The organism is Nocardia sp. NPDC003726, from assembly GCF_053586955.1.
In genome coordinates this window covers 24982-48836 of record NZ_JBSFNF010000010.1, presented here as the reverse complement: position 1 = coordinate 48836, position 23855 = coordinate 24982, and the positions used below count along the sequence as shown (strand labels likewise).

The following is a 23855-nucleotide window of genomic DNA, read 5'->3' as shown; positions in this document are numbered from 1 at the left end:
CCGTGTGGCAGTGTGGGCCTCGACTCTGGTTCGCATGACCGAGACCTTGACCGTCGCGGCGACGGAACGGACCGAGACCACGGGTGCGCCCGTGCTGGACGTGGTGATTCCCGTCTACAACGAAGAGACCGATCTCGGCGTGTGCGTCCGCAGACTGCACGCCTACCTGCGCGACGGGTTCCCCTTCCCGGCGCGCATCACGGTCGCCGACAACGCGAGCACCGACGCGACGCTGCAGGTCGCACAGCTGCTCGCGGAGGAACTGGACGACGTGCGCGTCGTGCACCTGTCCGCCAAGGGGCGCGGGCGGGCGTTGCGGGCGGTGTGGGAACGCTCGGACGCGCAGGTGGTCGCCTACATGGACGTCGACCTGTCCACCGATCTGAACGCCCTGCTCCCGCTGGTCGCGCCGCTGATCACCGGGCATTCCGACCTGGCGATCGGCACCAGGCTCGACGCCGCGTCGCGCGTGGTGCGCGGACCCAAGCGCGAAATCATCTCCCGCTGCTACAACCTGCTGCTGAAAGCCTCGCTGCGCGCGCACTTCTCCGACGCCCAGTGCGGCTTCAAGGCGATGCGCACCGAGGTGGCGCGCCGCCTGCTGCCGCTGGTGCACGACGGGGAATGGTTCTTCGACACCGAATTGCTGGTGCTCGCCGAGCGGGCGGGCCTGCGGATCCACGAGGTCCCGGTGGACTGGATCGACGATCCGGACAGCCGCGTGGACATCATCGACACCGCGCGCAAGGATCTGCTCGGCATCTGGCGGCTGGGCCGGGCGCTGGCGACCGGCGCGCTGCCACTGGACGAACTGCGCCGATCGGTGGGCCGGGAGCCGCTGGTGGCCGGGGTGCCGCTGGGCATGGTGGGACAGTTGGTGCGGTTCGCGATCGTCGGTGTGCTGAGCACGCTGGCTTATCTGCTGCTCTACATGGTGCTGCAACCGTTGACCGGCGCGCAGGTGGCGAACTTCGCCGCCCTGCTGATCACGGCGGTGGGTAACACAGCGGCCAACCGGGCCTTCACCTTCGGCGTGCGCGGCTCCAACGGCGCCGTGTCGCATCAGTTCCAGGGCCTGCTGATCTTCGGCATCGGGTTGGCGCTGACCAGCGGTTCGTTGTTCGCGCTGCATCGGTGGGCGCCGGACGCCTCGGTGCATCTGGAACTGTTCGTCCTGGTGGCGGCCAATCTGGTGGCGACGCTGCTGCGGTTCGTCGGGTTGCGCTGGGTGTTCCGCGACGGGGGAAGCGATCGGGAGGCTTCCGCGGTGGAGGTTCGTCGATGACGGCGACGCTGACCGCGCAACCGGTCGCGGCCGAACCGCGGCCACGGGCCACGAGGAATTGGGAGTACCCGGCGCTGGCGGCGCTGCTGTTCGGCACGGCGGTGGCCTACCTGTGCAACCTGAGCGCCAACGGATGGGCCAATTCGTTCTACTCGGCAGCGGTGCAAGCCGGTTCGGTCTCGTGGAAGGCGTTCTTCTTCGGGTCCTCCGACGCGGCGAACTCGATCACCGTGGACAAACCGCCCGCCTCGCTGTGGGTGATGGAGCTCTCTGTGCGGGCCTTCGGGCTCAACAGCTGGAGCATCCTGGTGCCGGAGGTGCTGCTCGGCGTGGCCAGTGTGGCACTGCTGTGGGCGACGGTGCGCAGGCCGTTCGGACCCGCGGCCGGATTGCTCGCCGGGTCGGCGCTGGCGGTGACGCCCGTCGCGGCGCTGATGTTCCGGTTCAACAATCCCGAAGCGCTGCTGGTGTTCTTGATGGTCGCGGCGGCTTGGGCGATGACGCGGGCGGTGGAGGACGGACGCTGGCGGTGGCTGGTGCTCACCGGCGCTCTGATCGGTTTTGGCTTCCTCACCAAGCAATTGCAGGTGCTGCTGGTGGTTCCTGCGCTCGCGCTGACCTACTTGCTCGCGGGGCCGCCGAAACCGGGCAAACGCATCCTGCAACTCTTCGCTGCCGCTGCCGCGATGGTGGTGGCCGCGGGCTGGTGGCTGCTGGCGGTGGAACTGTGGCCCGCCTCCTCCCGTCCGTGGATCGGCGGCTCGCACGAGAACTCGATCCTGGAACTCACCCTCGGCTACAACGGGCTCGGACGGCTCAACGGCAACGAGCGCGGCAGCGTCGGACCGGGCGGCGATCTTCCGCCCGGCGGCAACGGCATGTGGGGGGAAACCGGCATCACGCGGATGTTCGAGCCCGCGCAGGGCGGCCAGATCGCCTGGCTGATTCCCGCGGCGCTGGTCGCGCTGGTCGTCGGAATCCTGCTGCGCGGCCGGGCCGCTCGCACCGATCGGCAACGCGCTTCGCTCGTGCTCTGGGGCGGCTGGCTGCTGGCGACCGGGCTGGTGTTCAGCTTCATGGCCGGCATCTTCCACCAGTACTACACCGTCGCCCTGGCTCCGGCCATCGCCGCGCTGGTCGGGGCGGGCGCGGTGCTGGCGTGGCGGGGACGGCACCAGCTGTGGGTGCGGCTGGCATCGGCGCTCGCGGTGGGACTCACCACCGCGACCGCGTGGATGCTGTTGTCCCGCAGTCCGGAATGGCAGCCGTGGCTGCGCTGGGCGGTGCTGGTCGTCGGTGTGCTGGCGACGATCGCCGTGCTCTTGCCCGCGCCGCGCAAGCTGGCCGTGGTGTCGGCGCTGGCGGTCGCGTTCACCTTCCTGGCCGGGCCCGTGGCCTATGCCGTCGACACCATCGCGACGCCGCACGCCGGTTCGATTCCCTCCGCCGGACCGAACGTCGCGATGCGCGGCAGGCCCCCGTGGGGCGAGGGCATGCCGGGAATGGGCCGCCGCATGCAGGACGGAACGGGAACCACCGGCCGCGACGGCGGCGCGCAAGGTCCGGGCGGCACGCCGCCGGACGGCGGTTCGCCTGGAACGGCGCCGAACGGCCGAATCCCGCAGCCGGGCAGCGCGGCTCCCGGCGCCGGACCGCAAGGTAACGTGCCCGGCCAGGCACCGGACGGCGCGATGCCGCAGGCAACCGGAGGTATGCCCGGTGACGGCGGCCCCGGCCCCAATGGCGGCGGTGGTATGGGCGGTCTGCTCGGGGCGAGCGAACCGAGCGCGCGGATCGTGTCCCTGCTCGAGCAGAACGGCGGCGACTACACCTGGGTGGCCGCGGCCATCGGCTCGAACAGCGCCGCAGGGTTGCAGCTGGCCACCGAGCTTCCGGTGATGCCGATCGGCGGCTTCAACGGCAGTGACCCCTCGCCCACGCTGGAGCAGTTCAAGCAGTACGTGGCCGAGGGGAAGATCCACTACTTCGTCGGCGGCGGCCGTGGCGGACCGGGTTCATCGAGTTCCTCACCCAGCGCGCAGATCACGCAGTGGGTGGAGGAGAACTTCACCGCCATCCAGGTGGACGGCGTCACGCTGTACGACCTGACCGCCACCCACTGAAACCACGCGGTGCGGCCCCGCCGCCCTGCATTCCCTCGGGACCGCACCGCTTTCCAGTGTTCAGCGCGAATCCCCCTGCGTCCGCTGAACACCGCGTCCGCACCGGCGTCATACCTCGGCGCCGGTGCGGATCGCGTTCCCGCCCCTGGCATCCGGCTCTTGGCATCCCGCAAAACTCCAGCGATGATGTTCGGACGTATGACGGGCCCCGGCCGAGTACCGGGCCATCAGGTCACGTGTCCATCGCGAACATGCAGGGAAACAGTTGAACGCTTTCATGAAGCTGGCCGTGACGGTGGTCAGCGCACTGGTCGCAACCGCGCTCACCGTCGGATTCGCCGCCACCGCGTCGGCCGCGCCCGCCGACCGCGTCGAACCGGTCGCCGCGGCGACCAGCGAGCCCCCGCAGGTCACCTACATCAAAGCGTGCCTGCCGCCCGGCGACACGATCGAACTGCGCACGGGCATCGGCGCGGCGATCGGCGCCGCCATCGGCGCGCTGGTCGGCCTGCCCGTCTTCTTCATCGGCGCGATCCCCGGCGCGATCATCGTCGGCCTGATCGGCGCGGCCGTCGGAGCCTCTTCCTACGCCATCGATTCGGGCCGTCTCGAGCAGCGAGGATTGTGCTGATCGGTCGCGGTGCACAGGCGCGCCGAGAGCCGGAGGACAGGTAGCGCTTCCGGCGACCGGCGCGCACCCCCGCTCAGCGCGGTGCGTGCAAAGCGGCGTGGAGCGTGGCCGCCCATTGCTCGACTATCCGCTTGCGGCGGGCCGAGTCGTCGGTGAGGACGTCGGCCAACCCCAGGCCGCGTGCCATGTCCAGGGTCGCCTGGACCAGGTGGTGGGTGACCGGATCGGAGTCGTCCACACCGAGCGCCTCGATCGCGCGCCGGTGTGACGCACGGCCGAAGCGAGCTTCCAGCGGGACGATCCGTTCGCGCAGCACCGGGTCGGCGGCGGCGTGCGTCCACACCTGCAACGCGGCTTTGAACAGCGGGCTGGTGTAGGACTCCACCAGCCCCGCCACCACCGCCTCGGTGCGGGCGACGCCGTCGCCCAGCTCCGTCAGCGTCGACGCTTCCTGCACCGCCTGCCCGCTGCGCGTGTCGAACATGTACTCCAGCGCGGCGGTGATCAGATCCTCCCTGGTGGGAAAGTGATGCTGCGCCGCGCCGCGCGACACCCCGGCCCGTTCGGCGACCACCGCGACCGTCGCGGCCGCCCAGCCCATCTCGGCCAGGCAGTCGATGGTCGCCTCGAGCAGGCGCTGCCGGGTGGCTCGGCTGCGGTCCTGCTTGGGTTCGTGGGGTGTCGCCATGGTCGCTATTCTGCCCAGCTCGGCGGGCGGCGCTGCAAAAAGGCCAGCATGCCCTCGTGCACTTCGGGGGTGCCGAAGAAGCTCGCCGAACGCCGCGCGAGCTCCTCGGCGGAGGCGTCGAACTCGGCGAGGATGCCCGCGTTGACCAACCGTTTGGCCTCCGCCAGCCCCTGCGGTGAGCCCTTGCGCACCTCGCCGCACAGCCGCGCCACCTCGGCGGCCGGATCGTCGGCGGTCACCGTGACCAGGCCGATCTCCCGAGCCACGTGCGCGTCGAACTTCTCGCCGGTGAGGTAGTACCTGCTGGCCGCACGCGGATCGAGCCTGGGAAGCAGGGTGAGCGAGATCATGAACGGCGCCAGCCCGATGCGCACCTCGGTGAGCGCGAAACTGGAGCCCGGGCCGGCCACCACGATGTCACAGCCCGCCACGATGCCCATGCCGCCCGCCCGCACGTTGCCGTCGATCCGCGCGATCACCGGCTTGGGGATCTCCACCAGCCTGCGCAGCACGCCGATCATGACCCGGGTGCGCTCGTCGGCGGCCACGGCCGGATCGGCGTCGCTCGCCTCGCTCAGATCAGCGCCGGCGCAGAAGGTGTTGCCGGTGTGCGCGAGCACGATGACCCGCGCCTTTTCGTCGGCAGCGGCGTCGTCGAGTCCGCGCAGCAGCTCGGCGACCAGCTTGGACGACAGCGCGTTGCGGTTGTGCGGCGAGTCGAAGGTGAGCGTCGCGACGCCACCGCTCACCTCGTAGCGGACGAACGGAGCCGTCTCGGTCATGCGCGTCCTCTCAGTACGACTTCGGCAGACCCAGCGAGTACTGGGCGACGAAGTTCAGGACCATTTCCCGGCTCACCGGCGCGATCCGGCCGATGCGGGCGGCGGCGAGCATGGCGGCCAGCCCGACGTCCTTGGTCAGGCCGGAGCCGCCGTGGGTCTGGACGGCCTGATCCAGCGCCTTGATGCTGGCTTCCGCCGCGGCGTATTTCGCCATGTTGGCTGCCTCGGCGGCGCCCATCTCGTCGCCGGCGTCGTAGAGGGTGGCGGCCTTCTGCATCATCAGCTTCGCCAGCTCCACTTCCACCTTCACCTGCGCCAGCGGATGGGAAATGCCCTGATGCGCACCGATCGGCGTCTTCCACACCGTGCGCTCCCTGGCGTACTCCACGGCGCGTTCGATGGCGTAGCGACCCATGCCGACGGCCATGGCCGCGCCCATGATCCGCTCCGGGTTCAGGCCCGCGAACAGCTGCATCAGCGCCGCGTCCTCCTTGCCGACCAGCGCGGTGGACGGCAGCCGGACGTCGTCGAGGAACAGGTTGTACTGGTGGTCCGGCTCGATGATGTCCATCTCCTGCGCCGTCTTGGTGAAGCCTTCGGCGTCGGTCGGCACGATGAACAGGGCGGGCTTGAGCTTGCCGGTCTTGTGGTCGGAGGTGCGGGCCACGATCAGCACGGCCTCGGCCTGGTCGACGCCGGAGATGAAGATCTTGCGGCCGTTGAGGATCCAGTCGTCACCGTCGCGGCGCGCGGTGGTGGTGATCTGGTGGGAATTGGAGCCCGCGTCCGGCTCGGTGATGCCGAACACCATCTTGCCGGAGCCGTCGGCGAGCTTGGTCAGCCACTCCTGCTTCTGCTCCTCGGTGCCGTACTTGGCGATGATGGTGCCGCAGATGGCCGGGGACACCACCATCAGCAGCAGGCCCGCACCCTGCGCCGACAGCTCCTCCATCACCAGCGACAGCTCGTACATGCCCGCGCCGCCGCCACCGTATTCCTCCGGCAGGTTCACGCCGAGGAAGCCGAGTTTGCCCGCCTCCTGCCACAATTCGTCCAGCGGCTCGTTCTTGCGCGCCTTCGGCAGCACGTAGTCGCGGTAGTTGTACTTCGCGGCCAGCGCGGCGACGGCGGCCCGCAGCGCCTTCTGCTCGTCGGTTTCGATGAAGGACATCAGCTCTCCTGGTTTTCTACGGGTTCGACGACCGCGAGCACGGCGCCGACGTCGACCTGCTGGCCGACGGTGACGTTGACGGCGCTGAGCACGCCCGCGGCGGGCGCGGCGATGGTGTGCTCCATCTTCATCGCCTCCAGCCACAGGATCGGCTGACCCTGTTCGACGTGGCTGCCGACCTCGGCGGCGAGCCGGATCACGCTGCCCGGCATGGGGGCCAGCAGCGAGCCGGTCGCAACCTGGTCGGCCGGGTCGCTGAAGCGCGGCAGCCTGCGCAGGGCCACCGGCCCGAGCGGCGAGTCGACGTAGACCTGATCGCCGTAGCGGGCGACCTCGAACTGCCTGCGCACCGGCCCGCGTTCGCCAGGCACCGACAGCACGACGCGATCGGGAGCCGACTCGACGAGCTCGAGCCCGTCGTGACCGTCCACGGTGACGCCGCTACGGCCGAACCGGTAACCCACCTCGTGCGTCCCGGTGGCGCGGCTCTCGTAGGACTTGCGCTGCGATTGCGAGGGCAGGTTCCGCCACCCGCTGGGCAGGCCGCCGCCCACCCGAGCGCCGCGCCGGTTGGCGGCGGCGTCGGCGAGCGCGGCGGCGATGACGGACAGTTCCTCGTCCGGCTGCGACACCAGCGGCGCGGCCAGCGCGTCCAGCCCGTGCGTGGCGAAGAACGCGGTGTCGGTGTCACCGGCCAGGAACGCCGGATGACGCAGCACGCGCACCAGCAGGTCCCGGTTGGTCACCAGGCCGTGGATCTTCGCGCGGTGCAGTGCCGAAGCCAACAATCGAGCTGCCTCGCCCCGCGTTTCGGCATAGGAGATGACCTTCGCCAGCATCGGGTCGTAATGCACGCCCACCACCGAGCCGTCCACCACACCGGTGTCCAGGCGCACGCCAGGGCGGTCCAGCAAGTCGAACTCGGTGCGCACCGCCGGGATATCGATCCGGTGCACGGTTCCGCTCTGCGGCTGCCAGTCGTGCGCCGGGTCCTCGGCGTAGAGCCGCACCTCGATCGAATGTCCGTGCATCTCGGGCGGTTCGGCGGGCAGGGCGCCACCGGCGGCGACCTCCAGTTGCAGCCGGACCAGATCCAGGCCGGTGGTGCACTCGGTGACCGGATGCTCCACTTGCAGCCGGGTGTTCATCTCCAGGAAGAAGAACTCGCCCTGCTCGTCGGCGAGGAACTCGACGGTGCCCGCGCCGGTGTAACCGATGGCGCCCGCCGCGAGCCGCGCCGCCTCGAACAGCCGCGCCCGCATCCCCTCGGTGCGCTCCACCAGCGGCGACGGAGCTTCCTCTATCACCTTCTGGTGGCGGCGCTGGATGGAGCACTCGCGCTCGCCGACGGCCCAGATCGTGCCGTGCGTGTCGGCCATAACCTGCACTTCGATGTGCCTGCCGGTCTCCAGATAGCGCTCGCAGAAGACCGTCGGATCACCGAACGCGGACTCCGCCTCGCGCCGGGCGGCCTCGATCTGCGCGGTCAGGTCGGCCAGCTCGCGGACCACCCGCATGCCGCGCCCTCCGCCACCGGCGGACGCCTTGATCAGCACCGGCAGGTGCGCCTCGGTGACCTCGGCCGGGTCCAGTTCGGCGAGCACCGGCACGCCCGCGGCGTCCATCATCTTCTTCGCGGCGACCTTCGAGCCCATCTGCTCGATCGCCTCGACCGGCGGGCCGATCCAGACCAGTCCGGCGTCGAGCACGGCCTTGGCGAATTCGGCGTTCTCGGAGAGGAATCCGTATCCGGGATGGATCGCGTCGGCGCCCGCGGCGAGCGCCGCCTCGATGATCAGCTCACCGCGCAGGTAGGTCTCCCCCGGCGTGTTTCCGGGCAGTCGCACCGCGGCGTCCGCCTCGGTGACGTGCGGCGCGGCGGCATCCGCGTCGGAATACACCGCGACGCTGCCCAGACCCATCCGGCGGCAGGTGGCGAAGACCCGGCGGGCGATTTCGCCACGGTTGGCGACCAGAACGTTCGAGATAACCATCCGCGGCCTCACATTCGGAAGACGCCGAAGCCGTCGGCGCCTTTGATCGGGGCGTTGTGAATGGCCGAAAGGGACATTCCCAACACGGTGCGGGTGTCGCGCGGGTCGATGACGCCGTCGTCGTAGAGCCGCCCGGACATGAACATCGCCAGCGATTCGGCCTCGATCTGCGCCTCCACCATGGCGCGCATCCCGGCGTCGGCCTCCTCGTCGAACGGCAGGCCCTTCGCCTCGGCGGCGGCCCGGCCGACGATCGAGATGACGCCCGCCAGCTGCGCGCCGCCCATCACGGCGGATTTCGCACTGGGCCAGGCGAAGACGAAGCGGGGGTCGTAAGCCCGACCGCACATGCCGTAGTGGCCCGCGCCGTAGGACGCGCCCATCAGCACCGAGATGTGCGGCACCTTGGAATTGGAGACCGCGTTGATCATCATCGCGCCGTGCTTGATGATGCCCTTCTGCTCGTACTCCTTGCCCACCATGTAGCCGGTGGTGTTGTGCAGGAACAGCAGCGGCGTGTTCGTCTTGTTGGCCAGCTGGATGAACTGGGTGGCCTTCTGCGACTCCTCGGAGAACAGCACACCGCGCGCGTTGGCCAGGATGCCGATCGGATATCCGTGCAGCTCCGCCCATCCGGTGACCAGGCTGCTGCCGTAGAGCGGCTTGAACTCGTCGAAGTCGGATCCGTCCACGATGCGCGCGATCACCTCGCGCGGGTCGAACGGGATCTTCAGGTCCGACGGCACGATGCCCAGCAGATCCTCCGGATCGTAGAGCGGCTCGATCACCTCGGCACGCGGAGCGGGACCCTGTTTGCGCCAGTTCAGCCGCTTGACGATGGAGCGGCCGATGCGGATCGCGTCCTGCTCGTCCACGGCGTAGTAGTCCGCGAGGCCGGAGACCCGCGCGTGCATGTCGGCGCCGCCGAGCGATTCGTCGTCGGACTCCTCACCGGTGGCCATCTTGACCAGCGGCGGTCCGCCCAGGAACACCTTGGAGCGCTCCTTGATCATCACCACGTGATCGGACATGCCGGGGATGTACGCGCCGCCCGCGGTGGAGTTGCCGAACACCAGCGCGATGGTCGGGATGCCCGCCGCCGACGCCTGCGTGAGGTCGCGGAACATCCGGCCGCCGGGGACGAAGACCTCCTTCTGCGTGGGCAGATCCGCGCCGCCGGATTCCACCAGCGAGATCACCGGCAGCCGGTTCTCCCGCACGATGTCGTTGATCCGCAACGTCTTGCGCAGCGTCCACGGGTTCGAGGTGCCGCCGCGCACGGTCGGGTCGGGCGCGACGATCATGCACTCGACGCCCTCCACGATGCCGATGCCCGCGATGGTGCTGCCGCCGACGTGGAATTCGCCGCCCCAACCCGCCAGCGGGCACAACTCCAGGAACGGCGAGTCCTCGTCGACGAGCAGTTCGATGCGTTCGCGCGCGGTCAGCTTGCCGCGCTTGCGATGCCTGGCCAGCTTGTCCGGCCCGCCGCCCGCGATGGCCTTGGCGAACTCCGCCTCGACCTCGGCGAGCTTGGCCGTCATGGCGTCGGCCGCCGCCTCGTATTCGGGGGCCGCGGTGTCCAAGGCGCTGCGCAGGATGGTCATGACTGGTACCCCAATCGCTTCGCCGCCAGTCCGGTCAGGATTTCGGTCGTGCCGCCGCCGATGCCGAGGATGCGCATGTCACGGTACTGGCGCTCGATCTCGGATTCGCGCATGTAGCCGAGGCCGCCGAAGAGCTGGACGGCCTGGTTGGCGACCCATTCGCCCGCTTCCACCGCGGTGTTCTTCGCGAAGCACACCTCGGCGATCAGGTCGGTCTCGCCTTCGGCGCTGCGCTGCACCACGTCACGGGTGTAGACGCGCGCGACGTCGATGCGCCGCGCCATCTCGGTGACCGTGTTCTGCACCGCCTGCCTGCTGATCAGCGGGCGGCCGAAGGTCTCGCGGTTGCGCACCCACTCCAGGGTCAGGTCGAGGCAGCGCTGCGCGCTGGAGTACGCCTGCACCGCGAGGCCGACGCGCTCGCTGACGAACGCGCCCGCGATCTGGTAGAAGCCGGAGTTCTCCGGGCCGACCAGGTTCTCCACCGGCACCCGGACGTCGACGTAGGACAGCTCGGCGGTGTCGGAGGCCAGCCAGCCCATCTTGTCCAGCTTGCGGCTGACCGTGAAGCCGGGAGTGTTCTTGTCCACGATGAGCAGCGAGATGCCGCCGGAGCCTGGTCCGCCGGTGCGCACCGCGGTGACCACGAAGTCGGCGCGCACGCCGGAGGTGATGTAGGTCTTGGCTCCGTTGACGATGTAGTGGTCGCCGTCGCGGCGCGCGGTGGTGGTGAGGTGCCCGACGTCGGAGCCGCCGCCGGGCTCGGTGATCGCGAGCGAACCGATCTTCTCCCCCGCCAGCGTCGGCTTCACCCAACGCTCGATCTGTTCGGCGTCGCCGGAGGCGATGATGTGCGGCACGGAGATGCCGCAGGTGAACAGGGAGGCGAACAGCCCGCCGGACGCGCCGGCCTGGTGCATCTCCTCGCAGACGATCATCGCGTCCACACCGTCGCCGCCGGAACCGCCCGCGGATTCCGGGAACTGCACGCCGAGCAGGCCGAGCGCGCCCGCCTTCTTGTGCAGCTCGCGCGGGATCTCCCCGGCGCGCTCCCAGCCGCCGAGGTACGGCAGGATCTCGCGTTCCACGAATCCACGCACTGTGGAACGCAATTCGCGTCGTTCCGGCGTTTCCCAGAGTTTCGTCATGCGGTGTCCTTTCTCGCATGACCGGGGGCCCTGCGTGGTGAAGCGAGCTGCCGCCTCCGGGCCTGACCGGTCATGCGTAAAGCTCCACTGGAATGTCGAGGTGACGAGACCGCAGCCATTCGCCGAGTCCCTTGGCCTGCGGGTCGAAGCGGGCCTGATACGCCACGCCCTGACCGAGCAGGCCTTCGATGATGAAGTTCAGCGCCCGCAGGTTGGGCAGGACGTGCCGGGTGACGGTCAGCGAAGCGGCTTCCGGCAGGAGTTCTTTGACGCGCTCGACGGTGAGCGTGTGCACCAGCCAGCGCCATTGCTCGTCGGTGCGTACCCACACGCCGACATTCGCGTCGCCGCCTTTGTCGCCGCTGCGGGCCAGCGCGATGGTTCCCAGCGGCACGCGGCGGGTTTCCCCGGCCGGCAGCGGTTCCGGGGCGGGCGGCTCGGCGACGGCGGCGAGTTCGGCCGTCTCCGTCGCCGGGGCGATCTCGACGCGGGCGCCGTCCGGCAGCACCGCCGTGTGCGGCACTTCGGCGGCGTCGACGAAGCCCGGCGTGAACACGCCATAGGGAGAGCCGTTGCCGGGCAAGGTGGTGAAGCTGCATCCCGGGTAGCTGGCCAGCGCCAGTTCCACCGCGACGTTGGAGAACGCGCGCCCGACCTTGTTCGGGTCCGGGTCGCGGACGACGCAGCGCAGCAGCGCGCTGGCCTGCTCCTCGGTTTCGGCGTCCGGGCGGTCCAGGCGGGCCAGGGTCCAGGTCAGTTCGGCGGGGCGGGCCGGCAGCCAGGACTCCAGCTGCCGCTGGGCCAGTTCCGCTTTCGCTTCGATGTCCAGACCGGTGAGCACGAATTCCATCTCGTTGCGGAACCCGCCGAGGGTGTTCAGCGAGACCTTGAGCCGGGGCGGCGGGGCCTCACCGGTGACGCCGCTGATCCGCACCCGATCGGGGCCGTCCTGATCGAGCCGGATGGTGTCCAGGCGGGAGGTGACGTCGGGCCCGGCGTAGCGCGCACCCTGGATCTCGTACATGAGCTGGGCTTCGACCGTGTCCACCGTGACCGCGCCGCCGGTGCCCGCGTGCTTGGTGATGACGCTGCTGCCGTCGGCGCGGATCTCCGCGATCGGGAAGCCCGGCCTGCCCAGATCGGCGAGTTCGGTGAAGAAGGCGTAGTTGCCGCCGGTGGCCTGGGTGCCGCACTCGATGACGTGCCCGGCCACCACTGCGCCGGCCAGGCGGTCGTAATCCGTTCGGCCCCAGCCGAAGTGCGCGGCGGCCGGGCCGACGATCACCGACGCGTCGGTGACCCGGCCGGTGACCACGATGTCCGCGCCCGCGTTCAGGCATTCGACGATGCCCCACGCGCCGAGGTAGGCGTTGGCGGTCAGCGGCGCGCCGAAGCCGAGGTCGCCGGCCCGCGCCACCAGGTCGTCGCCCTCGACGTGCGCGATCTTCGCGTCCAGTCCGAGATCGGCGGCGACCTTGCGCAAACGCTGCGCCAGACCCGCCGGGTTCAGGCCGCCCGCGTTCGCCACGATGCGCACGTTGCGTTCGAGCGCGAGGCCGAGGCAGTCCTCGATCTGCTTGACGAAGGTCTTGGCGTAGCCGAGGTCCGGGTCCTTCATCCGGTCCCGGCCGAGGATCAGCATGGTGAGTTCGGCGAGGTAGTCGCCGGTGAGGACGTCGAGCTGTCCCCCTTCCAGCATCTCGCGCATGGCGCCGAGCCGATCGCCGTAGAAGCCGGAACAATTGCCGATCCGGAGCACGTCCGGGTCGGCGGCCAGCATACTCATCAGCGGGAATGCCTCCTGTGCGGCGAACCGGCAGGATGGGCCGCATGCCGCACCCGTGAAGTCCGCGTTCCGCGACCAGCATCACACCGGGGCAAGAAAAAAGCAAGCATGCGTGATTGTTAATTACTACTGCCCGCCCCGGCCGCCGGGTGATCGAGCGGGCTGGAGCAAGATGGCACCGTGTCCAGCGACGTCACCGTGATAGTTCTGTTCGCCCTGTCGGGCTTCCTGCTCGGCGGCGTCTACACCACCTGGAAGACGGCCCGGCCGCTGTCCATCGCGCTCGCCGTCTGCGCCGTCCTCGCGGCGGGCGGCGCGCTCGCCTGGTGGCTGGGGTAGGCCGAGCGAGGCAGCCGGTCAGCCCTTCGACAACCGGAAGATGCGCAGGTCATCGGGGACGCCGTTGAGCGGGGCGGCGAAGAAGCTGCGCCGGTACTGCTTGACCGCAAGGCCCAGTTCCGCCAGCGTCTCCGGCCGCAACGCCTGCAACGTGGACTCCGAAAGCATGGTGTTGCCGTTGCCGCCCGCTTCCATGACCCTGGCCGCGATGGTGACGTCCACCCCGAGCCAGTCGCCTCCGATCTCGCGCGGGGAACCGGTGTGCAAACCGATCCGCATCTGCGGGGTGTAGCCGCGCACCTGCACGTCGGCCAGATTGCGCTTGGCGCTCACGGCGGCGCGCACCGCCCGGTCCGCCGAGGGGAACACCGCCATCAAGCCGTCGCCCATGCGCTTGACCACGTGTCCGCCGCGCTCGGCGATCGGCGGCTCGATGGCCTTGGCGACCTTGCGCAGCAGTTCGAGGGTGGCCTCGTCACCGGCCGACAGCGACCAGCGCGAGAAGGCCACCAGATCGGTGAACATGACAGTTACTTCTTGGCTACCTCTGCCGCGTCCCATCCGCTCCAGGGCGGCCTGCCAGACCTGCAAGGCGCCGAAGCCGATCTCGCGCGCGGCGCTCGGGGAGTCGCCGACCAGTTTGTCCGCCGCGCGGGCGACCGCTCGCGCGCCGCCGGGCCCGGAAACCGACAGCGGGTCGCCGAAAGCGGGGTCCCCCGGCAGCTGCTGACGCGCCTTCCGCAGCACGCCGATCAGATCCGCCCGTTGATTCGCCGCGCTCACCAGCGCGGATATCTGACCGCGGCGAAATCCGGCGGAACGGCGGGGAGCATCTTCCGCATCGGACGGCTCCAACGGAATGACCACCTCGGGCGGTACGCCTCCATCGGCCTCCGGCCCCGGCCCCGGCTCGGCGCCGCCGGAAGGTGTTTCACTCACGCCCAGAGGGTATCTCAGCCGATCGGACGTCGGCAGGTCACCGATCAACACCATGCGCCCCTCCGCTACGAACCTCAGCGAGCACGTCGTCGGGCCCGGCGTTGGATAACGAGCTGGTTGCTGCACCGACGCTACTCGGGTGAGAAGGGGTCTCGAAAGCGCCGAGCGGCATAGTTTCCTCGATGTTCACACGCATGATCGGCCCGGCGCGAGCAGTCGCACCGGGCCGATCATGGCACCGTCCGCCGGGCAGTGACGGGCGGTGGCGGGAGCGCCGGACCTCCCGACAAGGTCGGCGCCCCGTCAACCCGAGTGGCGAGGGAGGGCGACTCGGGTCGTCAGGGGGACTCGCCTCAAGCGTCCCGCTGGTTCACCACGACCAGGGCAGCGCCGAAGACGATCGCGACGAAGACGGTGAAATACAGCAGGCTGCCCCACGGCCCCCAATGCCAGTTGGCCGTGGACGGCGAGGCGCTCATGAAACGGTTCGCGTTCGCGAAAGGAAGGAACGGGGTGACGTTGCGCCCGAAGCTGCCGAACGCGCCGAGCAGCCCCTCGATGAGCAGCGGCCACAGCACGATCAGCGAGATCGCGGCGGCGGACTGCCGCACCAGCACGCCGACGCCGACCGCGAGCAGCACGCACAGGAACGCGTAGATCGGGATGGCGTAGACCTCGCGCCAGTCGGCCGCGCTGGACAGGGTGAGGGCCACGCCCGCGTCCGGGCCGCTGATCGCCTTGGCGACCACGTAGGCCAGCAGCGCCAAGGCAAGGGTCAGCACCGCGCCGTAGACGCTGACCAGCCCGGCCTTGGTCAGGATGACCTTGGTCCTGTCCGGCGTCGCCTGGAACGTCGTCCGGATGATGCCGAAGCGATATTCGCTGGTCACGGACAGGGTGGCCATGATCATCAGGACCATCACGCCGAAGCCGCTGACCCCGACCACCGCGGTGGAGACCGTCAGGTCGATCGCGCCTTCGGTGCCGTAGGACGCGCGCGCCACCGAGGCGAGCAGGGCGGCCATGCCGAGCGCGAGGGCGATGACGATCGCCGAGCACCACCAAGGCGACCTGGTGGAGGTGAGCTTGATTCGTTCCGCTGCCAGCACGCCCATCAGAGCGCACCTCCCATCGCTGTGTAGGAGCCGCCGTCCGCGGGGCCCTTCGTGGTTACGCCGGCTGCCGCCTGCGGGCCCGTCGCTCCCGGCGAATCGAAACCTTCGCCGTGGTACTCCACCGCGCCGCCGGTCATCCGCATGAACGCCTCTTCCAGCGACGCGCGCTGCGGGGCCAGCTCGAACAGCGTGATGTTGTGTTCGCCGGCCAGCTTGCCCACCGCGTCGCTGGACACGCCCGCCACCATGAGCGCGGGGCCGTCGGCGCCCGCGCCGTCCTCGCGGACGGTCATGCCGTTGGAGGTGAGCACGCTGCGCAGCTGGTCGAGCTGCGGGCTGCGCACCCGCACCGACTGTTCGGAGGCGCGTTCGATGAACTCCTGGGTGGTGGAGTCGGAGATGAGCTTGCCGCGCCCGATCACCACCAGGTGCTCGGCGGTCTGCGCCATCTCCGACAGCAGGTGGCTGGAGACCAGCACCGTGCGCCCCTCGGCGGCCAGCCGCTGCATGAACCGGCGGATCCACAGGATGCCCTCCGGATCGAGGCCGTTCACCGGCTCGTCGAACAGCAGCACCTCCGGGTCGCCGAGCAGCGCGCCGGCCAGGCCGAGCCGCTGCGACATGCCGAGCGAGAAGCCGCCCGCGGACTTGCCGGCCACCTCGGACAGGCCGACCAGCCGCAGCACCTCCTCCACCCGGGACTTCGGGATGTCGTTGGATGCGGCCATCCACTCCAGGTGAGCCCGCGCCGAGCGGTTCGGATGCACCCACTTGGCGTCCAGCAGCGCCCCGACGGTGCGCAGCGGATGGTCCAGCTCCCGGTACGGCTTGCCCTTGATCAAGGCGGTGCCCGCGGTCGGCTTGTCCATCCCGAGGATCATGCGCATGGTGGTCGACTTGCCCGCGCCGTTCGGTCCGAGGAAGCCTGTCACCTGCCCCGGTCGAACGGTGAAGGTCAGATCCTGCACCGCTACGGTCTGCCCGTAGTGCTTGGTGAGGCCTTTCAGCTCGATCATGCCGCCCAGCATTCCGCAAATCACCGGCGCGCGCGTCGGTAATTAGTGCCGAGTTGGATCATCCTCGAGGATGAGGGGAGGAATCGGGCACCCCTAAGGGGCGTGGGGTCCCATACCGGGATGGTCGTAGCGCCGGTCAGCGCAGTTCGTGTGCTCGAGCGAGGTCGATGTCCCGGCGGCCGAGCAGTTCGGCGACATGGAGCAGTGGCGCGACGTAACCGGGGATCGTGGTCGGATCGCGCAGCGCTCCCGACGTTCGAACGTAGGTGAGCAGCTCGGCCCCGGCGAGGGTCCACGGCGGGACCGCCCTGGCGACGTGCGCGCCGATCAGCGGCGGACCCAGCAGTGCTTTCGCGCAGCCCGGATCAGCGGTGACGACTTTGTACTGCGAGTCGAACAGGGCGTTGCCCGTCGCCGTCGGCTTGTCCCCGAAAAGGGCGCGTCCCATCTGGGACAGCAGGCCGCGGGGAACCACCCCGATCGGCGGATACATCCGATCGAGCAGGACGAGCGCCACGACGAAGTGATGGGTGGTGGTCGTGGTCGTGGTGGTGCCGGTCGTCGAGGAACTGCTCGACGACGTCGTCCGGTACGAGTACTCCGCCACCGTCACCCAGCGGCCACCGAGTTGCCGGCTCAGGATCACGCCGAGCCCGCGCGAGTTGTGGCCGGGTAAGCGCGCGGTCCACTGGGCGCGGCCGGACTCGGCGAACGTCCATCCGTTCGCCGCAGCCCACTGCCGGATGGCCGCCTTACGGGACTTCTCGGCTCGAATCGACAGCGGAATCACCACGGCCATCAGCACGACGACCGACACGAAGATCATCACTATCAGCACGCCCATGGTCGGTCCCGCTTCCCATTTACGTTCTCACTGCGCAGATGCTGTCTCCCGGTCGAGACGACCCTTTCGTCAGGATGGGGGAGCGACCTTGCCGCAGCTTGGAAGATCCTGGCAGCGCCGTTCGAGCAAATCCTCTGTAAACAGGATCGCGGCAGGGCCGTGGGACGTTTACAGCGCGAGCACGCCGGCGAGCGCGGCGGCCGCGTCGAGCAGGGCGCGGGAGCGTGCCGTGATGCTCGCGTCCCGGGCCGCCAGCGCCGCCTCCACGTCATCGGTTCGGTGGCCGCGCGGCAGATCGGGCATCAAGGTCTTCAGCGTGTCGACGCGGTATCCGGCCCTGCGCAGCTGATGGACGATCCTGGCATCCCTGACCTGGGCGGGCGAGTACCGTCGCGTGCCCTGCGGGGTCGCGCGATCCGGGACGACGAGTCCCTCCGCGTCCCAATGCCGCAGTGTCGACGGGCGCACTCCCAGCGCGGCGGCGAGTTCGGCGACGCTCATCGCGTCCGATGGCCGCACGTCGGCGATCGGTTCGGCGGAGATCACCTCCGCCGCCCGCTTCGCCAAGGCCAGATCGGCGCGCTCCCGGTCCAGCCGGGCATGTGCCGCGTCGAGCAGGGCGAGCACCTGGGCGAACGGTTCCTCGTGGGCGGCGCGGACGATGCGCTTCGCCTCCACCGGACCGACGCCCGCCGCCAGCGCCCGATAGGCGAGCGCGGACCGCACATGCACCTCGCCGTATCTGCGATAGCCGGTGGCAGTGCGCATCGCCGTGGGCAGGACCCCGTCGCGTTCGAGGTTGCGTATCTGCTGCACGGAATACCCGGCCCGCCGCGCCACATCGGCCGTGCGCAGGAACGGGGCGAAAGGAACCCCGCGTTCTTCCATCCAGCAGCCTCCAGGAACGCTCGATCCGCGGCCGTGCCGCCCCGGTGAGGCCGCCGAGCCTCGGGCTGCCCGACTCGGCATGCATCAGCCAGTTGAGAGTTGACACTCCATATTGCGGCATATCCGCGTCGAAGTCTCCACAAGCACTTCAATGAAACGCTGGATGCCATGACCATCGAAGAGATCATCGCCTTCGTATCCGGCCTAGAGGGCGTCCTGACACTGCGCCCAGGCCCCGGCGACGGCTCCCCCGAAATCAGCTGGGGCGATACGTTCTTCTACTACTCACCAGACGGCGTGGTGCCGAAGGCGACCCAACCCTTCGCGACGATCGTCACGAAGAACTACCCCGGCGACGAGAGTTCCGATCTCAACCGCCCGAACACGTTCCGCGTCAACATCGCCGCAGGTAAAGAGGCCTTCACCCACTGGACCGGCCACACCCCCCGCGAACACCCCACCCCGGCCGATCCCAGCGCGGTAGACACGGTGCTCCCCCACCCCGTCTACGCATCCGCCGCGTGGCTGGCAGTCATCAACCCCGGCCCCCGAACCGCCGAACCCGCCCGCACCCTTCTCCACACCGCCTACGAACTAGCCCGCACCCGCCACCAACGCCGCCCGGCTCGCGCGTAGCGGCCGCGAGTGGCACATGGTTGCGGCGAAGCGCGAGAAGGGTCTCCACCATGTGCCACTCGCGGGAATCGATACGGGGTTTGACATGGAGCGCACTCCAGCTTTTAGCGTCGGGGGCGACGGATTCGAGTGCAGGAGGTAGCAGTATGAGCGACATTCGCAGGCGGCAGCTCGGCGAGTTGGCGGTATCGGCGCAGGGTCTCGGGTGCATGGGTATGAGCCACGCATACGGCGCCGCGGACGACGAGCAATCGATCGCGACGCTGCACCACGCCCTCGACCTGGGGGTCACCTTGCTGGACACCGCCGACTTCTACGGCGCCGGGCACAACGAGGAGTTGATCGGGCGGGCGATCGCCGGGCGCCGTGACGACGTGGTGCTCGCCACGAAATTCGGCTTCGCCAACCGCTTGGGCGAGCCCACCCGCATCCGCGGCGACGCCGTCTACGTGCGACAGGCATGCGAGGCTTCGCTGCGCAGGCTCGGCGTCGACCACATCGACCTCTACTACCTGCACCGGGTCGACCCACAGGTGCCGATCGAGGAGACCGTCGGCGCGATGGCCGAACTGGTGCGGGAAGGAAAAGTCCGGCACCTCGGGCTGTCGGAGGCGAGCGCGGACACCATTCGGCGCGCGCACGCGGTGCATCCGATCGCCGCGTTGCAGAGCGAGTGGTCCCTGTGGACGCGCGACCTGGAGACGGAAATCGTCCCGGTCTGCCGCGAACTCGGTATCGGCGTGGTTCCGTTCTCCCCGCTCGGGCGCGGGTTCCTGACCGGCCGGTACAGCTCGGTGGACGCTCTGGCGGACAACGATGTGCGGCGCAGCCAGCCGCGCTTCGCCGACGGCAACCTCGAACGGAACCTGGCGATCGTCGCGAAGCTGAACGAACTCGCCGCCGAGAAGGGCGTCACCGCAGGGCAGCTCGCGCTGGCCTGGGTGCAGCACCGCGGCGAGGACGTAGTGCCGATTCCCGGCACCAGGCGGCAGCGCTACCTGGAGGAGAACCTCGCCGCGCTGACCATCGACCTGTCCGCCGACGACCTCGCCGCCATCGAGGCCGCCGCCCCGCCGGAGCAGATCGCGGGCGACCGCTACGACGCGACGAACCTCGCCTTCGTCAACGGCTGAGTCCCGAACCCGGCGTCGGCGACTCGACTCGACGCCTCACAGCGCCGGGGACGACGCCTGGGCCCAGAACCGTTTCGGGATTCGTCCGGCCAAGCGCGCCGCGTAACCGGCGCGCACCGCGTCGGCCATGGCCGCGGCCATCAGCTCGGGGCGCTTCGCGCGGGTCACGGCGGTGGCGAGCAACACCGCCGAGCAGCCGAGTTCCATGGCGAGGGCGGCATCGCTGGCGGTGCCGATGCCCGCGTCCAGGATGACCGGAACGTTCGCGTCGGCGACGATCATCTCGATGTTGTGCGGATTGCCGATGCCGAGACCGGTGCCGATGGGCGCGCCCAGCGGCATCACCGCCACGCAACCCGCCTCTTCCAAGCGGCGGGCCAGCACCGGGTCGTCGTTGGTGTAGGGCAACACGACGAACCCGTCGTCGACGAGCTGTTCGGCGGCGGTGAGCAGTTCGACCGGGTCGGGCAGCAGGGTGCGCTCGTCGGCGACCACCTCGAGCTTCACCCAGTTGGTGTCCAGCGCCTCACGGGCCAGCTGCGCGGTGAGCACCGCCTCTGCCGCGGTGCGGCAGCCCGCCGTGTTCGGCAGCGGCGCGATGTCCAGTCGTTTCAGCAGGTCCAGTACGCCGGTGCCGCCCGCGGCGTCGATGCGCCGCATGGCCACGGTGGTCAACTCGGTGCCGGAGGCGATCAGCGCCTCTTCCAGGACGGCGAGGTTCTCCGCGCCGCCGGTGCCCATGATCAGGCGGGAACCGAACTCCCGGTCGGCGATCCGCAGTGGGGCATGCGCGGACGCCGCCGCAGCCTCAGCCACCTTGGACCGCCGTCAGCACCTCGATCTGCCAGCCGCGCCCGACCGGTTCGTCCCAGCGGGACTTGGGGAACACCGCTCCGTCCACCGCGAGCGCGACGCCCCGGCACGGCAATTCGAGGCGTTCCAGCAACTCGCGCACGGTCAGCGACTCGGCGAACTCGTGCTCCTCGCCGTTCACCGTGACACCGATGGGGACGGATGACAGCGTCATCGTATTCCTCCTACAGTCGTCGAAAAGCGTTGCGGGTCGGCTACTTCCGCTTCGGGCAGCGTTGCCCCGCCGAGCAGGCCCGCCACCGCGTCCACCGTGAGCGGCATGGTCAGCATGCCGTTGCGGCCGTGCCCGGTGGCCGCGATGATCCGGTCGGTGAGCCTGCCGATCAGCGGCAGGTTGTCCGGGCTGCCTGGCCGGGAACCGGCGCTCGCCTCGGCGAGCTCGTATTCGCCGATGCCGGGGAACACCGCCTCCGCGTCGGCGATCAGGTCGCGTACGCCCGCGACGGTGACCGCGGTGTCGAAACCCGCCTCGTACTGCGTGGCGCCGACGACGATCCCGTCGCCGCGCGGCACCAGGTACACCGCGCGCCCGTGCACCCTGGCCCGGATCACCCGGCGCGGCGCGGGAGCGACGCCCGGCCGGTGCCGCAGGCGCAGGATCTCGCCCTTGACGGGGCGGACCGGCAGCTCCGGCCACAACCGGGCCGATACGGCGCCCGCGGCCAGCACGATCTGGTCGTGCGGAAGTTCCGTCAGCGAGTCTACGGACTGCGCGCGCACCACGACGCCCGCTGCCTCCGCCGCCTGCCGCAGCGCGGCGACCAGCTTGCGATTGTCGATCGCGGGTTCGGCGGGCGCCAGCAGCGCGGCGCGCACCGTCCTGGCCAGGCCGGGTTCCAGCTCGCGCACCCCGGCACGGTCGAGCAGCCGCAGCTCGTGCCCGCGCGCGCCGACCCAGTCGGCCACCGTGCGCAAGTCGGCCGCGTCGGCCGCGTCCAGCGCGAGGGTCATGGTCTCGTCCGCCACGAAGACCGAGACGCCGGTCGCCGCCGCGAGTCGGGCGGCGAACTCCGGCCAGCGGGCCAGCGACGCCGCGCCGAATTCGAGCACCCGGTCCTCGCCGGGCCAGCCCTCCGACAGCGGCGCGAGCATGCCACCCGCCACCCAGGAGGCCCCGGTCGCGATCGCCGGATCGAACAGCGTGACCGACCAACCGGCCTCGGCGGCCCGCCCGGCCACGGCGAGCCCGATGGCGCCGCCACCGACGACGGCCAGAGTCCGCATCCGATCCACCTGCCTCCTGTTTCGCATCCCCACGGTAGCGCGGCTACGGTCGAAGGCGTGCAACCCTCCCACCCCAATCGACCCGCCTCGCCGCGGGAGCGTCTGGCGAACGCGCGGCTGTATCTGTGCACCGACGCCCGCCGGGAGAAGGGCGATCTGGCGAAGTTCGCCGAGGCCGCGTTCGCAGGCGGAGTCGACATCATCCAGCTCAGGGACAAAGGATCACCGGGCGAGGCCAAGTTCGGCCCGTTGGAGGCCAGGGCCGAGCTCGGCGCGCTGGCCGAGCTGAAGGCCGCCGCGCGCAGGCACGGCGGGCTGGTCGCGGTGAACGATCGCGCCGACATCGCGCTGGCCGCGACCGCCGACGTGCTGCACCTCGGGCAGGGCGACCTGCCGCCGTGGTACGCGCGCCGGATCCTCGGGCCCGACGTGGTGATCGGACGATCGACGCACAATCGCGCGCAGGCCGGACTCGCCGCGATCGATGAGCACATCGATTACTTCTGCACCGGTCCCATCTGGGCGACCCCGACCAAACCCGGCAGGCAGGCGGCGGGCCCCGAGCTGGTCCGCTCCACCGCCGACGCCCATCCCACCCGGCCCTGGTTCGCGATCGGCGGGATCAACGCCGACAACCTCGCGCAGGTGCTGGAAGCCGGAGCGAAGCGGGTCGTCGTGGTGCGCGCGATCACCGAGGCGCGAGATCCGGAAGCCGCGGCGCGCGAACTCAAGACGGCGCTGCTGGCGAACGGGTGAGCGCCACGGTCAGGAAAGCACCTGTCCTCGGGTGAACGAGAGCGCGGTCTCCACGGCCGTGTTCCCGTTCGACGCGGGCTCCGCGGCCTGCGCGCCGGGCTCGTCGACGATCCTGGCGTAATCGCCGGGCCCGCCCGGATCCGAGTGCAGCCAAACGAAACCGAGATCGGCGAGGTCGAGCGTGCGCGGCAGCGCGGCGGCGACGGCTCGATCGTCGCCGAGCTCGGCGAGCAGCACCCGCGCGGGCGCGGCGCGCAGGGTGGGCCAGGACGCGGCGAAACCGGGGTGCAGCGGACGGGCCTCGACCTCGTCCTCCGGAACCCAGGCCAGCTCGAGGCTCTCGCGATTGCTGCTGGTCGGCAGGGTCATCACCGCGTCGGCGACGACCGTGGTGTAGGTCCAGCCGCTCAGCGCCGACGCCGTCACCCGCTCGCCGCGCACCCGGACGTCGGCGGGATCGATGCCCGCCTCTTCCCACGCCTCGCGGACCGCCGCGTGCACCGGCGTCTCGTGACTGTCCCGCGCGCCGCCGGGCAACGCCCAGGTGCCGCCTTGATGACTCCACGGAGCGCGGTGTTGCAGCAGCACCGCCGAACCGCCACCGGCCAGCGGAGCGCGCAGGAGCAGTCCGGCGGCGCCGAAGCGCCCCCAGTGCCGCAGTCCGTCCGGGCCATGCGACCACCCGTCACCGTCACCACGCATGTCCTACCCATCCTCGTCCAGCCGTGGCAGCGCCTTCTCCTCCCAATCGGGGGTGTTTCACACGCCGCGGCGCCCGTACGACCACAATAAACTCCGCACCAACACGCACGGATCGATCGGATATCCGGTCCAGCCGTCGAGAAATCCGCGTACGCGGCCCAAACTGGGGAGGTGG

Annotated in this window: 23 protein-coding genes; 7 read left to right on the top strand and 16 right to left on the bottom strand. The window is 70.1% G+C overall.

What is annotated here, in order from left to right; translation table 11 throughout:
* Window positions 1-34 precede the first annotated feature (34 nt).
* The 3 genes from ACWDMM_RS15565 (at window position 35) to ACWDMM_RS15555 (ending at window position 4039) form a co-directional block, all read left to right on the top strand.
* On the top strand, window positions 35-1285 hold the full coding sequence (locus ACWDMM_RS15565; protein WP_195080785.1) for a glycosyltransferase: 1251 nt from the start codon (window positions 35-37) through the stop codon (window positions 1283-1285).
* Window positions 1282-3408: a glycosyltransferase family 39 protein gene (locus tag ACWDMM_RS15560; protein WP_449937950.1), complete on the top strand. Its 2127-nt coding sequence runs from the start codon at window positions 1282-1284 to the stop codon at window positions 3406-3408. Before ACWDMM_RS15565 ends, ACWDMM_RS15560 begins: the two co-directional genes overlap by 4 nt.
* Before the next feature lie 265 nt (window positions 3409-3673).
* Window positions 3674-4039 carry a hypothetical protein gene (locus ACWDMM_RS15555; RefSeq protein ID WP_357109155.1) on the top strand — a complete coding sequence of 122 codons (366 nt, stop codon included), beginning with the start codon at window positions 3674-3676 and terminating at the stop codon, window positions 4037-4039.
* A 73-nt stretch (window positions 4040-4112) separates the two neighbouring features.
* Here ACWDMM_RS15555 and ACWDMM_RS15550 read toward each other — a convergent pair whose 3' ends face one another.
* The 7 genes from ACWDMM_RS15550 to ACWDMM_RS15520 form a co-directional block, all read right to left on the bottom strand.
* Complete coding sequence (locus tag ACWDMM_RS15550; RefSeq protein ID WP_039802584.1) at window positions 4113-4727, bottom strand: TetR/AcrR family transcriptional regulator; 615 nt, start codon at window positions 4725-4727, stop codon at window positions 4113-4115.
* A gap of 5 nt (window positions 4728-4732) precedes the next feature.
* Window positions 4733-5509 (bottom strand): enoyl-CoA hydratase family protein, encoded by a 777-nt coding sequence (locus ACWDMM_RS15545; RefSeq protein ID WP_449937945.1) that lies wholly within the window; start codon window positions 5507-5509, stop codon window positions 4733-4735.
* Window positions 5510-5519: 10 nt separating this feature from the next.
* The gene (locus tag ACWDMM_RS15540) at window positions 5520-6680 is read right to left on the bottom strand and encodes an acyl-CoA dehydrogenase family protein (protein WP_195080789.1); all 1161 of its coding nucleotides are present in this window, start codon (window positions 6678-6680) and stop codon (window positions 5520-5522) included.
* The gene (locus ACWDMM_RS15535; protein ID WP_449937943.1) at window positions 6680-8674 is read right to left on the bottom strand and encodes an acetyl/propionyl/methylcrotonyl-CoA carboxylase subunit alpha; all 1995 of its coding nucleotides are present in this window, start codon (window positions 8672-8674) and stop codon (window positions 6680-6682) included. The genes ACWDMM_RS15540 and ACWDMM_RS15535 overlap by 1 nt, the downstream gene beginning before the upstream one ends.
* Before the next feature lie 8 nt (window positions 8675-8682).
* Complete coding sequence (locus ACWDMM_RS15530; RefSeq protein WP_449937941.1) at window positions 8683-10281, bottom strand: acyl-CoA carboxylase subunit beta; 1599 nt, start codon at window positions 10279-10281, stop codon at window positions 8683-8685.
* A complete protein-coding gene (locus tag ACWDMM_RS15525) occupies window positions 10278-11429 on the bottom strand; it encodes an acyl-CoA dehydrogenase family protein (protein ID WP_195080792.1) in 1152 nt (383 codons plus the stop codon). Before ACWDMM_RS15525 ends, ACWDMM_RS15530 begins: the two co-directional genes overlap by 4 nt.
* Window positions 11430-11499: 70 nt before the next feature.
* Window positions 11500-13215, bottom strand: a complete 1716-nt coding sequence (locus ACWDMM_RS15520) for an acyclic terpene utilization AtuA family protein (protein WP_195080793.1) — start codon at window positions 13213-13215, stop codon at window positions 11500-11502.
* Window positions 13216-13395: 180 nt separating this feature from the next.
* Between ACWDMM_RS15520 and ACWDMM_RS15515 the strand changes: the two genes are divergently transcribed.
* Complete coding sequence (locus ACWDMM_RS15515) at window positions 13396-13554, top strand: hypothetical protein (RefSeq protein WP_195080794.1); 159 nt, start codon at window positions 13396-13398, stop codon at window positions 13552-13554.
* 18 nt (window positions 13555-13572) lie between these two features.
* Here the strand turns inward: ACWDMM_RS15515 and ACWDMM_RS15510 are convergent, their stop codons facing one another.
* The 5 genes from ACWDMM_RS15510 to ACWDMM_RS15490 all read right to left on the bottom strand — a co-directional run bounded on the left by ACWDMM_RS15510 (window position 13573) and on the right by ACWDMM_RS15490 (window position 18356).
* Window positions 13573-14349 carry an adenylate/guanylate cyclase domain-containing protein gene (locus ACWDMM_RS15510; RefSeq protein ID WP_323124549.1) on the bottom strand — a complete coding sequence of 259 codons (777 nt, stop codon included), beginning with the start codon at window positions 14347-14349 and terminating at the stop codon, window positions 13573-13575.
* A 497-nt stretch (window positions 14350-14846) separates the two neighbouring features.
* Complete coding sequence (locus ACWDMM_RS15505) at window positions 14847-15608, bottom strand: ABC transporter permease (RefSeq protein ID WP_357109139.1); 762 nt, start codon at window positions 15606-15608, stop codon at window positions 14847-14849.
* A complete protein-coding gene (locus tag ACWDMM_RS15500; RefSeq protein WP_357207285.1) occupies window positions 15608-16624 on the bottom strand; it encodes an ABC transporter ATP-binding protein in 1017 nt (338 codons plus the stop codon). The genes ACWDMM_RS15505 and ACWDMM_RS15500 overlap by 1 nt, the downstream gene beginning before the upstream one ends.
* A 136-nt stretch (window positions 16625-16760) precedes the next feature.
* The gene (locus ACWDMM_RS15495; protein WP_449937934.1) at window positions 16761-17468 is read right to left on the bottom strand and encodes a hypothetical protein; all 708 of its coding nucleotides are present in this window, start codon (window positions 17466-17468) and stop codon (window positions 16761-16763) included.
* A 168-nt stretch (window positions 17469-17636) separates the two neighbouring features.
* Window positions 17637-18356 carry a MerR family transcriptional regulator gene (locus ACWDMM_RS15490; RefSeq protein WP_357109131.1) on the bottom strand — a complete coding sequence of 240 codons (720 nt, stop codon included), beginning with the start codon at window positions 18354-18356 and terminating at the stop codon, window positions 17637-17639.
* A 168-nt stretch (window positions 18357-18524) separates the two neighbouring features.
* Between ACWDMM_RS15490 and ACWDMM_RS15485 the strand changes: the two genes are divergently transcribed.
* Entirely contained in the window at window positions 18525-18992 is a 468-nt protein-coding gene (locus ACWDMM_RS15485; RefSeq protein ID WP_449937931.1) for a DUF6194 family protein, read from the top strand.
* A gap of 155 nt (window positions 18993-19147) precedes the next feature.
* On the top strand, window positions 19148-20125 hold the full coding sequence (locus ACWDMM_RS15480; protein WP_449938186.1) for an aldo/keto reductase: 978 nt from the start codon (window positions 19148-19150) through the stop codon (window positions 20123-20125).
* A 36-nt stretch (window positions 20126-20161) separates the two neighbouring features.
* On the opposite strand, the gene thiG is transcribed toward ACWDMM_RS15480, so the two are convergent.
* Genes thiG through thiO form a run of 3 tightly spaced genes read right to left on the bottom strand, consistent with a single transcriptional unit; the run spans window position 20162 to window position 22222 of the window.
* Window positions 20162-20941 carry a thiazole synthase gene (gene thiG, locus ACWDMM_RS15475; protein ID WP_195080801.1) on the bottom strand — a complete coding sequence of 260 codons (780 nt, stop codon included), beginning with the start codon at window positions 20939-20941 and terminating at the stop codon, window positions 20162-20164.
* The gene (gene thiS, locus ACWDMM_RS15470; RefSeq protein WP_195080802.1) at window positions 20934-21152 is read right to left on the bottom strand and encodes a sulfur carrier protein ThiS; all 219 of its coding nucleotides are present in this window, start codon (window positions 21150-21152) and stop codon (window positions 20934-20936) included. Before thiS ends, thiG begins: the two co-directional genes overlap by 8 nt.
* The gene (thiO, locus tag ACWDMM_RS15465; protein WP_449937928.1) at window positions 21149-22222 is read right to left on the bottom strand and encodes a glycine oxidase ThiO; all 1074 of its coding nucleotides are present in this window, start codon (window positions 22220-22222) and stop codon (window positions 21149-21151) included. The genes thiS and thiO overlap by 4 nt, the downstream gene beginning before the upstream one ends.
* A gap of 57 nt (window positions 22223-22279) precedes the next feature.
* On the opposite strand from thiO, the gene thiE reads away from it, so the two are divergent.
* Window positions 22280-22978: a thiamine phosphate synthase gene (gene thiE, locus ACWDMM_RS15460; RefSeq protein ID WP_195080804.1), complete on the top strand. Its 699-nt coding sequence runs from the start codon at window positions 22280-22282 to the stop codon at window positions 22976-22978.
* A 9-nt stretch (window positions 22979-22987) separates the two neighbouring features.
* Here the strand turns inward: thiE and ACWDMM_RS15455 are convergent, their stop codons facing one another.
* Window positions 22988-23680 carry an NUDIX hydrolase gene (locus ACWDMM_RS15455; protein ID WP_195080805.1) on the bottom strand — a complete coding sequence of 231 codons (693 nt, stop codon included), beginning with the start codon at window positions 23678-23680 and terminating at the stop codon, window positions 22988-22990.
* Window positions 23681-23855 lie beyond the last annotated feature (175 nt).